Source organism: Streptomyces sp. N35 (genome assembly GCF_016464295.1).
GTDB lineage: Bacteria > Actinomycetota > Actinomycetes > Streptomycetales > Streptomycetaceae > Streptomyces.
On the sequence record NZ_JAEIMH010000050.1, the window covers coordinates 50,484 to 64,211 of the forward strand.

The window sequence follows — 13,728 nt, forward strand, 5'->3', positions numbered from 1 at the left end:
AGGGACCTGTCGCACCTTCCGTCAGCGGCGGAATGCAGTAAGGGCCCGCACCACCGGAGCGGTGCGGGCCCTGCGAATTTTTCCAATTGAGGTCAGGGAGCGTCGGGATCGTCTTCAATGGTGCGGATTGGATTGCGGGGCCGGTTACGTTCCCAGCGGATCAGGTCCGATGCCCGGTACAGCATTTCGGCGCCTCGCTTCTCAACGCCGGGCGGGAATTCCGGGTCATCGGCGCGGGCCCTGCGCAGTGCAGCCAAAGTGATGCCGGGCAGGTGCTTCTCCTGGATCGCGCGAAGCCCCAGCAGCTCCTCGCCGTCGGCTGTGGCCGGTCCCGGGGCAGGCTGTGCGGCCGGCCCCGTTGAAGTTGGCGGCGCGGCCGGGGTTAGCAGGCGTGGCGGCTCGCCTGGACCGTGCTGGCCAGCTTCTTCAGGGTGCGCAGGGGGTTTGGTGGGGGGTGTGGCGTGGGGCTGTGAGGGCTGTGAGGCTGCCTCACAACCAGCGGGCAAATTGTCTGTTATGCCCTGTGAGGCTGTGAGACTCACAGGCTGTTTCCCCAGGTAGACAGGTGAGGCTGTGAGGCTGTGAGGTTGCCTGTGAGGCTGTGAGGCCGGGTCCTTGCCGAGGTCCACCCGGGCCTCGGCCGCGACGTTTGGTGTGGCCGCAGGCGGGGTGGTGGCGGGGGCGTCGGAGCTGACCGGTTCGGGGGTGTGGGGGCCGGCCATGGCGTGGGCTCGGGCTTCGGCGTCGGTCATGAACATCACCTGCGTCTCGTGTGCGACGCCGCCCAGGACGACCTGGGCGCGGCCGACGTGGCGGGTCGACTTCGGGGCCGGGGCCACTTCGGGCACGAGCATCCGCCAGGCGTTTTGGGTGTAACGGGCGAGAATACGGGTGGCGAAATTCTCGCGCATTTCCGGACCGCCCAGTGCGCGTGCGGTCGCTGACTGCGCCACCAGCAGCACATTCAGCCGCACGGCGCGTCCCATGAAAAGAATTTCGGCGAGCGCGTCTACGGCCGGGGAGTCTTTCGGGTCACCCTTTTCCTTGTTCTTCTCCCAGTATCTGGTGAGCTGCTTCATTGTGGCGTTGATCTCTTCAAGGAGGATCACGATACGCGGGCCGATCGCGGCAGGGTCGGCGTCGTCGCCGAGCTCCTCTGCCGCAAGAATTCTGCGCCGCCCCTCCACGCCCAGGGCTACGAGAGCGTCGTGAATATCTTCGATATCACGGCAGTACTTCGTGTTCGGCACACCGCGCGCCCACTGATGGGAAACACGCTTGAAGTCTAGAATGTAGGCACGGGCGCCATTGCGGATCAGCTGGGACGCAATCCCCCGCAAGATTACGGATTTGCCGCCGCCGGTTCCGGCCGAGACGAGAACATGTGGGGACTCGGTGTCAAGGTCGACCGATACCGGTTTGCCTTGGCGATTGAGTCCGATCAGCGGAGCTGATTCTTTCGATTTCGCCACCAGTTCCCGGACTGCCTGGTCCGCATAGACCACCTTCGACGGCGGTTTCGCTACTTTCTGTGCCACCAGATACGGCGCCCGGCCGCGTCCGTCCCAGGTGAAACTGAATCCGGTCAGCGCGAGCTTTTCGCGGATTTTTGCTTCCACTTCCTGCTTGTTGAAATCCATACGCACCGGCAGATCCACCCGGATCAGTCCGTCATCGCCGTTGAAATCGACAGGCACATGCAGATAGCGGCGCGGATTGGTGGCCTCCGGGATACCAAGGAGCGGGGCGATCGTCTGGTGCAGCGGCACCACCCACTCCCTCATCAGCTCCCGCTGCTCGCGGCCGCGCACCGCGTGCACCACCCCGCCCACCGCCACTGTTCCAGCGACCGCGGGGCCGCCGTACTGCAGCACCGCCTGGGCAAGGTGCGGATCCTGCACGTAGCCGTACGTGCCGCCGCTCAGCGCGGCCAGACTGCCCAGGCGGATACCGGCCCGCTTCCAGTACGGCAGATACGACCAGACGCCCAGCAGCTGCTGCCGAGCTGCACGGCCGCTGTCATCGGCCTCGAGCTCCAGCACCCGGCGCCCCGGGGTGAAGAACGTGGCATCGGTACGCCGCCGGCCGTCCATCTCCCGCCCCGACAGAAACCTCCCCACCCCCGCCACGGCCGAGCCGACCGCCTCCTCAATCTCCTTGTCCACCGCCGACTGACCCACCGCCACCACCCGCATTCCACGCATAGACGATCACTGGAGGCGGCACCCTGACACGGATCACCTGTGGACAGAGACCAAGGAAATTCCATACCTCCGAACGACACGGAGAGTGACTGATCGGCGAGGCCAGCATCGGAAGTAGCAAGGCAGCGTCAGGCGGGCGCTACTCCGCTACCCACAGGCGCTACATGCAGCACCCGGGGGTAGCGCACAACGCGCTACCCACAGGGCCCAGCCGCCGCGACGAGCCGCCCGGTGCTACCTCCCGCTACTGGTGTAGCGGCCGAGTAGCACCGACCGTGCTACCCCGACGCCACCCGCGCTACATACTGTGACCTGCGGCTTCTTCACGTCGTGCTACTCGCCTGCTATGTGTGCGTGCTACAGCAGCATCCGAGTAGCGCCCATGTAGCAGCCCAGGAAGCCGGCCGGTGCTACTTGCTGCCGTCTGGCTCGCTACGAGTAGCGCCCATCCCTGCTACCTGTACGGGCTGGCAGCACCGACAGGCGCACATCGCTGCTGCGGGCGCTACTCGCAACGCCGCCACGTCGCACGAGCACCTACGACAAGTTGCGCACGCTGCGTGACAGTAGCGGGCGGGGAGCACGGGGAGCGGCTCCCCGCCCGTCCGGGGTGTGCGTCCTGGGTGCAAGGCTGGACGTGCCCGGCGGCGCCCATCAACCGAAGCCGATGCTGCCGCCGCCGGGCAGCCTTCCATGTATGCCGGCTCAGTCGCTGCCGACCGTTCTCGGGCCGATTCCGTCACCCAGGAATCGCGGCGTCCTCCCCCCAGCTCAAAGGGCCCATTCATTACAGACGCTTCCGGCGCGGATACCGCCGCGTCAGCCGTGGAGGTGAGCGATGACCGCAGCACAGCAGATTCGTTGGGGTGTCTTGGCCGTAGCAGCCGTGTCGGTGGCAATGGTGTTCGCCGGGCTTGGAGTCGCCAGCCCTGTGGCGTGGAGCGTCTATGCGGCAGTGGTCGTGCTCTGGGGTGCTGCGGTAGTCGTTTGGAACCGCGCGCGTCCTGGGGGGAACGGCTCGTACTGGCGTTGGTGGATCGGCTAGGAACGACTTCTCCCCGCCTCTGACACCTCACCTCAACCGCCCGGGGGGCCCGGCCCCGGAGGGGGGGGGGCCCCGGGGGGCGGCCCCCTGGGTTTGGGGGGGGGGGGCGGGGGGTCGCGCCGGGGCTCGGCCTGCGCCTCGGAGGCCTTCGTGCTCACGGTGTAGATCTGTCCCCGGTTCACGGTGCGCCCATGTGCGGTCAGCCACTCCCCCAGCCTCGGCACATGAAAGGTGTCCAGCTCAGCGATCGCGTAGCGGATCGCTTGAGCGTTGTTGAGGCCTTCGAGCACGGCGACGTGCTCGCACTCCCGCGCATCGTGGCCTTCCGGGAAAGCCGGGTCCTCGAGCACGAGCTGCTCCTGGTCCTCGTCGACGACCTGCTGCACGGGGATGGCCACCGGCTCCGACTCCGGCTCAGTGGTCCGCTCGCCGGCCGAAGGCTGGTCGGGCAGTCCGGGCTGGGAGGCCTGCAGCGTCGCCACGGGAGCAGCGGGGGTCGGGTGTCCGCCACCGTGAGGTCCGTCCGGGTCCGGCTCGGGCTCGAGCTCGTCCCCCAGCGACATGGCAGATGTGGCCTGTTCAGCGGCAGACCCCCGCTGCTCGTACGTGTCGTACGGATGCCCGTCCTGCAGCGGCTGGCGCGGCAGGGGCGTCACGAACCAAGGGCTGTCGTGGTTCGCCGGCCACTCCTGCAAGCTCTCCCCCACCTGTTCCACGGACGGCACAGCCTGCATGAGCTCCATCTCAGGTGCGGGTGCGGGCAGTTGCGGTGATGCGATGCCGGCGGCGGCGAGTCCGGCCGGGGCGGTCTCGGCGAGCGGGACGCCGTAGCGGGCCAGGCGTAGCGGCATCAGGGACTCGACGGGGGCCTTGCGGCGCCAGGCGCGGCCGTAGCGGGAGCGCAGGCGCGCTTGGTAGACGAGGCGTTCCTGTTCGAGCTTGATGACCGCGTCGTAGGAGCGGAGTTCCCACAGCTTCATTCGGCGCCAGAGCAGGAAGGTGGGCACCGGTGAGAGCAGCCAGCGGGTGAGGCGGACGCCCTCCATGTGCTTGTCGGCGGTGATGTCCGCGATCCGGCCGATCGCATGGCGCGCGGCCTCGACGGTGATGATGAAGAGCACAGGAATCGTGCCGTGCATTGCGGTACCGAGCGGGTCAGGCCACGCTGCCGCGCCGTTGAACGCGATCGTCGCCGCCGTGAGCAGCCACGCGGTCTGGCGAAGCAGCGGGAACGGTATCCGGATCCACGTCAGCAGCAGATCCAGGGCAAGCAGGACCGCGATGCCCGCATCAATGCCTATCGGGAAGACCATCGCGAACTCACCGAAGCCCTTGCGTTCGGCGAGCTCGCGGACTGCGGCATAGGAGCCGGCGAAGCCGATGGCGGCGATGATGAGCGCTCCGGCGACCACGACGGTGATCAGCACGCGGTGAGTGCGGGTGAGATGGATGCTCGGCTTGCGATGGTTCACGGCCTGCTCCTCCTTCTGGTGCTGGGAGGAGTGTGAGGCCAGTGGGCTGTGGACAGAGACCACCGACCCGGGGGCGGGTATCGCGGTCGTTGAGGGCGCCACGGTGTGGGGCGCGGGGAGCATAGGATCCTTCACGGATCACCCTCCAGGTATCAGCTGGGCGGTGGTTCAAGGCCTCGTCCGGTGTTGCGAGCACTGGGCGAGGCCGCCTTCGTTTGGCCTGAGTGTCAGTCAGTTGATCTTGTGTTGCTACGCTAGCACGTGGTTGCCTTGACGCAACTCGTGCCACCTACCGAGGAGATCGTCATGACGGAGAAGCAGCAGGACACCGAACCGCTCCCCCTCTACGTCAACTTCAAGACCGGCGCCAACCTGCTCGTCAAACTCGGACTCGTCGAGCACATGACGCGCCAAGGCCTGCGAAAGATCTCCCTCACCGACCCCAACTGGCCCTTCGGCGAGAACGATTACCTCCCCATGGGTCGCGCTCTAGCCATGCAAACAGATCGGCTCATCGAGTTCTTCGAATCCCGCACGGAGAGGAACTAGGCATGCGTGCGGCCAAGCGCACTGCCGCACGCATGCTTGCTTGAGGTATCGAGTGCTTGCGTGAACGGGTAAAGGTGTGGGCACTTGAATCGGCGAGTGAAGCGGACTCTGCAGGGCTGGGCGAGCGTTCGATCTGCGGCACGAATGCATGACCGTACGAGCCTCCAAGTGTGCACTGACCCGGACGATGGCACGCACAGATGCGTTGCGCCAAGACAACGTACTCCGCCCTCCATCGCAAGCCCTGGATCGGGAAAGTTGCACCTCTCACCTGCGGTTATACCTATAGGTATCGCTATAGATGGCCGCTTAGCTAGCGTTATGTAGATACATACAGATACACTTTGGCAAGTCCAGCTAAGAATCTTCTTGGAAAGCCAAACAGTCAGCCTCTCTCTTAGGACGATACTGCGCGCCTATAAATGTTCAGACAGCTACACCCTTAGGAAGACCGATGGCAATACCGTTAGAGAGATCGATAGCTAGACCGTACGTACGACCGAACCGCCCTAGCTTGGTACCTACTTGCGATCCTCCGAACGTACGGAACGTCTATCGACTCTCCGTTACTCCGCTTCCACTTCTCTACCTCTGAGCTTCGGTCCCTTAGGACTAACTACGGTTCGCACGATCTTCTGAACTACCCTCCTCACCTACCTCTGCACGTATGGACCTCCGACGGCCCTGCCTACCTTCCGACCGGTTCACCTCAACTACGAACGCTTCTGTCACCGCTTGTCCGTACTTCATGCCGCACCTACCTAGGTGCTTCCACCCGTAGCTACGCGCCTACTTCCGGAACTCCCAGCAGACCAAAGCCCGTACTAGCGGCAGCTCGATCCAAGGAGCGACCACCCGCTCCTACCTATCGACCGAAGAAGGTGCGATCCGCCGTCCCAGCTCTGCCACCTACTGCCGCACCACCGGAGCGACGCCTCTAGCCGGCGTACCGCGCCGCACAGGTGCAGCTCGCGGCTGACGACCACGGGGACTCGGCAGGGTCGTGTTGCATCCCAATCCCTCTCGGCAGCAACGACACGCCGCTCCTGAGACTTGCGCACCAAAACTGTTATGGTCACCCCGTCACGCGAACTCGCTGACAGCAACATGAATGACGCTCTTCGGGGTGGCCAGACAGGCCCAAACCGGGCTCTTTGGCTGGAACGTGGAGCTGTGCCGCTCCAACTACCGACCTCTCGCCGAGGAGAGAACACATCGTGGAGAGAATCAGCATCGTCAGCCAGAAGGGCGGCCCCGGAAAGACAACGACGGCTGTCAATCTGGCCGCAGGCCTCGCTCTTGGCGGCGCAGATGTACTCGTCGTCGATGTGGAACCCCAGGCCCAGGCCGGCGCCGCCCTTGGAGTGCGCCTCGACCAGTCCACGCTCAAGCTCTCACTCGGTCTCAAGCTTCAAGCTGCAGCGCAGGGTGTCGACACTGGCGTTGAGGACATCGTCATTGACCGCAGCGAGATCCTCGCCAAGTGGCCGAACCACGGCAAGCTCAGTGTCCTTGCATCCGAGCAGCGCACGATGGCCAATGCGCAGCACATCCTCCATGCAGCTGGACGCGACAAGGCGCATGTCCTGGGGAGTCTGTTGGACTCCGTGCAAGAGGAGTTCGACTACGTCGTCATCGACACTCCGCCAGCCGTGGAAGCGCTGAATGCCGTCGCGTTGGCTGCGAGTGACTATGCGTTGACTCTGTGCATGCCGAAGCTGGCTACGGTCGAAGGGGCCGTGGCTATGCGTGCGACGATCACGCACGTCCCCGACCGCACTGGCGTGGCCAACCCGAAGTACCTCGGTGCTGTGCTGAACGCGTCCCACGCACCCTCCGAGTGGAGCTCGGAAGAGATCGACGTCCGCGACCTCATGGTCGACGCTGGCCTGTTGCCTTTTGTCACTGACATCCGCGAGGACGCCCGCATCTCCCGCGCTTACGGGGGCGGTGTGCCGGCCTCTGCTGCGTTCGCGCGCACGGCATGCGGCAAGCGCTATGCCGCACTGCTCGCCGAGGTTCTGCATCGCATGGACACAGAGGAAGCTGAATGGACGATTGCTCCCACTGCTTCCGAAGTGCTCGACGCCAGGGAGCAGAGCCATGTCTGACGCCGCCAAGGACACGCTGAAGAACACTGACGGCGCCAAGAAGAAGCCTGCCGACCAGCCGTTCGCCGCCATCTCACGCCGCCCTAAGGGCTCCCGTCGCGGGTCGTCCGCTGAGGAACGAGCCGCTCGAGCAGCAGCCTTGACCGCCCAAGGGGAGGCTGTGGCAGACGCAGGATTTCTGGGAGCGGCCGCCCCGGCGTCACCGTCTGCTGAAATGCCCGAGGCCCCGCCGACTCCGGTGGGGGAGACAGGGTCGACTGTTGCCGAGGTGCCGTCGCAGGGCAGCTCTACTCCAGACTCCGAACAGCGGGCGGCGTCGGACCAGGCTCCTGCGGTGCCAGCTGACGAACGCCCCCCTGCGCCCCTCAATGCCGCCAGCAAGGCGCCTGCTCCTGCCAAGCGCGCGACCTCCACAGGGCGCTCCACGAGCCGTCGAGGAGCAACTCAGCGTCCAGTACCGGATGAGGAAATGGCGCCGTGTCATGCCAAGCTCCATGCCTCGTTCGAAGATTCCAGGACTCGTTCGCGCGTATGGGTGTCGAGCGGGGCGAACATGATCCCGCCCTTGTGGGATGCGCTTCGCACGCAGATCGGCAACGATCGGCGCTCCTCGGGGAATCGCGAGCTCGCCCGCGGGCACTACATGAACATCGTTCTGCTCGATGCGCCGATGGATGTCGACGCGATCGTCGACCAGTACGAGCAGTTGTCTGCTCGTTTTCGGGGTGCCTTGCCCAAGGGAGACAAGACAACTCTGCGGCTGAGTCCGGAAGCCGACGAGAAGCAGCGGGCTTTGAAGGAGTTGTGTGACGAGGCGGACTTCGCCCGCAAGGGGCTGTACGTCACCTCTGCCCTGATGCTCAGTTTTCTGACGCGTCTTCGGGAGGCGGGCCCGCTACCTCCCTTGAAGTTGCCGTCGTTGTTCTGATCGCTCATACGAATGGCCCGTCAGCATGCTCCTGCTGACGGGCCATTCGTCGTGTTGTCGGCCAATGCGACACGCCCGGCACGCAGGCAGATTTCTGCAACAGCACACGGCTCGCGTGACTTTCACACCACCTGCGCCAATTCCGGCAAGCCCTTGCCGCGGCCTTCAACAGCGTTTCTCAAGCCGCTCTCGATGGCGCGTGTGCATGCCCTGCCCCGTTACGTCGTATCCCAACTGACCAGGGGTTATATCGATGGCTGTCTTGATAGCCAGACCGATACGCGTACCGATAGTTCTTCCCAACTACCTACTGATAGACCGTCCCAGTGGCCCTCCAACCGCGCGACCATGACACCGACCACGCGCCATACCGATGTGGCTGACAGCGCACTCGCGGCGTCGATTGGGCTAGGGTGAGATCAGTAGGAGTCTTATCCACAGCCAGGAGCCACGCATGCCACCGGGGAAAGTCCTCAGCGCCAACGCAGTTGCGGTCGCTGCGGACGTCGACAGAAGTTGGGCTTACCGCGCAATCAAAGCTGGCGTCCTGTCAGAACCCTGTTTCCCTGCGGACGTTGTGGTGCTGAAGGTCTACCGGCTGCTGTCCCAGTTCGTCTGGCCCGACAAGCCTCGGGCTCGATCCGTCAAGCATGCCCTCGACACCTGGCAGCTCACAGCTCTCAATGCCACACGAAACGCTGTAACCGATGACGAAACCACGCCAGAGACGACGCTGTACGTCCTCCAAGGCGCTACGTATGTCGTCCACAGCCGGACTGAGAGGGCCGCGCTAGAGAGCGCCTCCGCCGATGGCGGCGCCCCCTCCCCGCTCGACGCACAGACAGTCCTCCGGCTCCCCATCGGGCGCTGGATCGACGAACTCGAAGCGGTTGTGGCTCGAACCCCAAAGAGCCAGCCCCGCCGCACCCCCAATCGCAATAAGACGGCCACCGCGACAACAGTTCGCGCCAAGGCCACAACTTCCTGACGACCCACGCACAGCAAGGAGGCCCACGTGTTCAGTCACAACACCCCTCAGCCTCCCATGCGCTGCAGCGCCGATGCCCAGCCGACCCGGGGAGCAGCCGTAGCCCGACGGCACCGGCCCTTGTCCACAGGCGGTTTGGTGCAGGGTGTGCAGAACGCAGAACGGCCCGGGAGTGCAATCCCGGGCCACTGCGAAGTCGAGAGTGAGGTGACAGCTACTACCAGCTCTAACTGAATCGACCCCCGCTGCTCCCGGCTGACCTCTTCCCCAAGTGGTCCGGGTGGCGATGAGGGTTTCCCAATCTCCTTCTCGACTGGAGCAGATCATAGCTACCCGTTCGAGGGCTGGCCTAGTGCTGCCGTTTTCTGGTCGCTCATTGCCGCCCAATCAGGCTCAAACACCCCCCGCCATGGCGGATTCCGCGCGCTGGGTGCTGGTGCGTGGTGTGGCTGCGCAGAGCGTTGAGCACACCGAGTCGCGGCGTAGTGGTCCGCGTGGCTGGCTGCGCGCGGTGCGGTGGCTGGTGGGGGCCGGTCTGCATCCGCATGCGAACGCCAACACGCTGAAGCTGGCGGAGGACTTGGCCGCGCGGATGGATTTCTCGACGGGGCAGGCCCGTTACTGCCTGGAGGAGACCGCGCAGCGCCTTGGTGTCTCGGTGGCGACCACAAAGCGTCATGCCGCGTATCTGCGGGAGCTAGGCGCGTTGGTGTGGGTGGTACACGGCTCGAGCACGAACATCCGCCGTGCCCTGGGCCTGGACGGCTATGCGGGTACGGCCACGGTCTACGGGGCGGTGATCCCGCCCGTCTACGACCACGCGATGGGCCACACCATCATCGGCTCCGGCTACGAGGCCCGGATCGTGATCGACCAGCGCGACCAGGACACCCCCAACCTCCCTCAGACCGGCTCTGATGAGGCTTCTGCGCCTGTGGATAACTCGCCTGCCGTGAAGGGGCTTGAGCCCCCTTCCCTGACCGTGGTTAAGGAAGTGGGTCAGGTTCAGATGGTGGGGGGTTTTAACAACACCTCGCGCAAGCGCACGAGCCGCCGAACCACGCCAGCCCTCAACTCGACCACCAAGACTGAAAACCTCAGCAGCAACGGCGGGGCTCCTCGTCGTCGTTCGGCGCGTCAGGTGGCCCGGGGGATTGCGATCACGCGCCGGGTGCGGGCGATGGTGAACTGGACGCAGACGGCGCGTCTTCGGCGTCTCGAGTACGTTTTGCGGCCGTTGCTGGATCAGGGCCTGGACGCGCACGACATCGCGGCTGAGCTGTACTCGTGGATGCTGACCTGGCGGCCGGCTGATCCCGCGTCCTACATCCACACACGCCTCAACCAGTCGGCTGCCGCCCACGCTGTGCCCGGTACCGACGCCGGAGAGCAGGCGCCGGTGGTGGCGGATCCGATGGACAACGCGGCCTGGCGGGCGATGGTCGAGCAGGCCGCCGCCAACGTGGCGTCCCTCGAAGCGCTCTTCGGCCCCGAGGAGCCTGCTGCAGCAGTGCGCACGGATGTGGACCGGAAGCTGGCCCGGTATGCCGGATGGCACGATTTCGGCATGGTCGCTGCACATACCGAGGACGATTTCGACGACGCCGTCGACCTGTACGGGATCGGCCTGGTCTCGCGTGCGATCGGTGTGGCCGGCAACCGGCGCATCAAGCTCGGAACCCACACATGAACTACCCCTGGTCCCAGGTCGTGGCCGCTGCCCGGTGCGCGGACCCGGCCATAGACCCCGAGACACCAGCCGCAGAGCGTGCAGCAGGCCCGGCAGATCTGCGCCGCATGTCTCCTGGCCGACTCCTGCCGTACCTGGGCGCGCGAGCAGCGGGTGTGGGGTGTGTGGGGAGGCGAGACCAACAGCCAACGCGCAGCCGCCGGATTCCCGCCGGATGAGTTCCGAGGCCGCGGACTGCCCTCCGGGCAGCGCGTACGCGACTACCGGCCGTGCGGGACGAGGGCTGCCCATCGGCGGCATCTGCGGCGTGGTGAAGAGCCTTGTGAGGCGTGCCGGGCGGTTGAGCGGCGGCGTTGAGGGCCTGTGTTTCGTGCAGGCCGATGCCAGCGCGCGTTTCCTGGAGAGTCTTTGGGGAGTCCAACCCGCTCAGAAGGGGGCGTCGTCGGTGTCGCGTAATGGCCCGCCCTGCTGTAGTGCTGCTGTGCTCGATTCCCTTGGGCCTCTGCCGCTGGGTGTTCGTGGGGCAGGACGCGTCCCACCCTTGTAGGTGCGGCCGGCGTTGAAACTTCGCCTCGCCGGAGTGTCAGGCCCGTCTGAGTATGGAAGTCCGCATGTGGAGCGGTGTGCATCAGGTGACCAGTGAGGGGGAGGTTTTGGTGGCGAAGTTCGAGCAGGAGGTCGACAGCGTCACGGTCGAGGTGATCGCGGGCGGGGTGGTGGTGTCGTTCGCCTCCGGCCTGGGGGACTCGGAGTTCGACCCGGGTGTGAGGCGTCGGCGGGTGGAGAGTGCATCGGTGTTCGTCGTCTGGGGTGAGGCGCGTGCAATCTGCCGGGCCTTGGCGCAGCGCGAGAGTTATAGCAGCCCCGGGATCGGAGCCGACACCCCGCATGGCTTCCACAACGTCCCGTGGGCTGGGGGAACGGGAGAGTCGGGCTGCTTCCAGTACTTCGCCGGTTACACGCACTTTGAGGTCGGCCTGACCGAGCGCACGCAGTCCGAGTTGCACAGCAAGCTGCAGGCGGCACTGGAGGCTGCAGAGGAGAGCGACGAAACGCAGCTGCGCCTTGACGATCACCGTGGCTTCACCCTGGCCTGACCACTGCAGTTCGTTCGCAGGGTCTGGGTGGGCCTGGGCGGTGCGGCAGGCCTGGGGTGCCTGCCGCACCACCCAGGGCGCGGGGCCGGCCGCGCTCACACGGCCGGTCCCTCCAGCAGGCTGGGGTGTTTTCGTACTTTCTGCGGAGCGTCTCGCCGGGCGAGGCGAGCGTCCATCCCTCTACGCGCGTGCGTCCCTCGAATGGGCGACAGCCAACTCCCCTGCCCTTGGGAGGGGAGTTGGTGGTGTGGGTGTGGCTGGTGGTCGTACCCGGCCCGTGTCGCGGGGCCGGGTACGACGTCTGCGGCTCATGTGCCCATGGGCCGCTGGTGGGTGGCCCGACGACAGGCCATCCCTTGCCAGGGTGCACGGGGCGCGGGTCGTATGCCTGCCGGGTTGCTCCGACCGCGTCCGGCGGGCCTTGTGGTCTGGTTCGGGTGTCATGGGTCGCCGATACGGTGGGCCGGTACAGGATCAGCGGGACGGAAGGTGGTGGCGGTATGGCGGGTGAGACGTTGGTGACGGTGGTGGGGAATCTGACTGCGGATCCGGAGTTGCGGCATACGAACTCCGGGTTGGCGGTGGCGAATTTCACCGTGGCGTCCACGCCGCGCACCTTTGACCGGGAGCGCAGTGAGTTCGTGGATGGGGAGCCGTTGTTTCTGCGGTGTTCGATCTGGCGGCAAGCCGCCGAGAACGCGGCGAGCTCGCTGACGCGGGGTGCGCGGGTGATCGTGACGGGCCGGCTCAAGCAGCGCACCTTCGACGACAACGAGGGGCAGCGCCGCACCGTGCTCGAGCTTGATGCCGAGGAGGTCGCGGTGTCCCTCACGTATGCGAGGGCCCAGGTCACCAAGGCCTATGGCGCTGCGCAGGGGGTTCCGGCACAGAACGGGCAGTCCCGGCCCGGAGCAGAGCCGCACCCCTTCTGACCCAGACCTCGGCCAGCCGGACGGGACCGTGGACGCCGGCGCTATGGCCGTCCGACTGCGCTGCGCCGTGCAGATGTTCCTGGGGGTGGGTGGTCGTACCCGGCCCGACGACGTGCCGGGTACGACAGTGCGGTCCATGTGCCCCATGGCCGCGGCGAGTGCCCCGTAGACGACACCCACGATCACTGTGCGGTAGATAGCTTGCGCGCGCCTGCCGGGCTACTCCGACTGCGTCATGGGGTGGTGGTCGTACCCGGCCCGAGCGGAGGGGGCCGGGTACGACGCTGCGGCCATGCGCCCATGGGCCGCGGTTGGGGTGACCCTAGGAAGACACCCGCCGGTCTCACTGTGGACCGGGCGCGGCCGTGTTGCTTGCCGGACTGCTCCGAGCGGGTCCTGGAGGAGGCTGCGCCTTCAGAGCGTGCTCCGAAACGAGGTGTTCCACCGCGTTGGCGGTGGCCTGCTCGGGGGTGTCGGTGGTGCCGGTGTGGCCGCATTCGCCGTGTCCGCCGGGGGTGTTCACGGGAGAAGCGCACCACCATTCCCACTGGCCGTCGCGGATGTGTCGGGTGCGGTAGCCGGGCTGTGCGGGTGGGGGCAGTCGGTAGCGGGCTGGCGGTGGGGTGTGGTGGGCGGCGGCCCCCCCGGGGGCGGCCCCCCCCCCCCCCCCGGCCGTCAGGGCCCCGACCCCCCCCCCTCCCGGGCCCGGCCG

The 13,728-nt window shown here is 66.2% G+C and carries 8 protein-coding genes and 1 pseudogene; 7 read left to right on the forward strand and 2 right to left on the reverse strand.

The features are described from left to right. Nucleotides 1–92: 92 nt before the first annotated feature. Together JAO81_RS25730 and JAO81_RS42745 are read right to left on the reverse strand one after the other, a co-directional pair. The gene (locus JAO81_RS25730) at nt 93–2,186 is read right to left on the reverse strand and encodes a pRL2-11 (RefSeq protein ID WP_199550309.1); all 2,094 of its coding nucleotides are present in this window, start codon (nt 2,184–2,186) and stop codon (nt 93–95) included. 1,095 nt (nt 2,187–3,281) lie between these two features. Further along, nucleotides 3,282–4,700 (reverse strand): DUF2637 domain-containing protein, encoded by a 1,419-nt coding sequence (locus tag JAO81_RS42745; protein ID WP_307813694.1) that lies wholly within the window; start codon nt 4,698–4,700, stop codon nt 3,282–3,284. A 327-nt stretch (nt 4,701–5,027) separates the two neighbouring features. On the opposite strand from JAO81_RS42745, the gene JAO81_RS25740 reads away from it, so the two are divergent. The 7 genes and pseudogenes from JAO81_RS25740 to JAO81_RS25770 form a co-directional block, all read left to right on the forward strand. Beyond that, the gene (locus JAO81_RS25740; protein WP_199550310.1) at nt 5,028–5,270 is read left to right on the forward strand and encodes a hypothetical protein; all 243 of its coding nucleotides are present in this window, start codon (nt 5,028–5,030) and stop codon (nt 5,268–5,270) included. Between the two features lie 1,217 nt (nt 5,271–6,487). Then, nucleotides 6,488–7,381, forward strand: a complete 894-nt coding sequence (locus JAO81_RS25745) for a ParA family protein (RefSeq protein ID WP_199550311.1) — start codon at nt 6,488–6,490, stop codon at nt 7,379–7,381. After that, nucleotides 7,374–8,309, forward strand: coding sequence for a hypothetical protein (locus tag JAO81_RS25750; RefSeq protein WP_199550312.1), 936 nt, complete (start codon nt 7,374–7,376; stop codon nt 8,307–8,309). The genes JAO81_RS25745 and JAO81_RS25750 overlap by 8 nt, the downstream gene beginning before the upstream one ends. Nucleotides 8,310–9,706: 1,397 nt before the next feature. Beyond that, nucleotides 9,707–10,987 (forward strand): cell wall protein, encoded by a 1,281-nt coding sequence (locus JAO81_RS25755; RefSeq protein ID WP_199550313.1) that lies wholly within the window; start codon nt 9,707–9,709, stop codon nt 10,985–10,987. A gap of 78 nt (nt 10,988–11,065) precedes the next feature. Beyond that, nucleotides 11,066–11,344: a WhiB family transcriptional regulator gene (locus JAO81_RS44075; RefSeq protein ID WP_199550314.1), complete on the forward strand. Its 279-nt coding sequence runs from the start codon at nt 11,066–11,068 to the stop codon at nt 11,342–11,344. Between the two features lie 299 nt (nt 11,345–11,643). Further along, a complete protein-coding gene (locus JAO81_RS25765) occupies nt 11,644–12,084 on the forward strand; it encodes a hypothetical protein (protein ID WP_199550315.1) in 441 nt (146 codons plus the stop codon). 500 nt (nt 12,085–12,584) lie between these two features. Continuing rightward, nucleotides 12,585–12,980: pseudogene (locus tag JAO81_RS25770) on the forward strand (single-stranded DNA-binding protein); the annotation flags it as partial. Between the last annotated feature and the right edge of the window lie 748 nt (nt 12,981–13,728).

What these genes read in the sequence shown, in the direction of transcription:
- JAO81_RS25740 (WP_199550310.1), top strand. Translation starts at nt 5,028, where the DNA reads ATGACGGAGAAGCAGCAGGACACCGAACCGCTCCCCCTCTACGTCAAC.
- JAO81_RS25755 (WP_199550313.1), top strand. Translation starts at nt 9,707, where the DNA reads ATGGCGGATTCCGCGCGCTGGGTGCTGGTGCGTGGTGTGGCTGCGCAG.
- JAO81_RS25750 (WP_199550312.1), top strand. Translation starts at nt 7,374, where the DNA reads ATGTCTGACGCCGCCAAGGACACGCTGAAGAACACTGACGGCGCCAAG.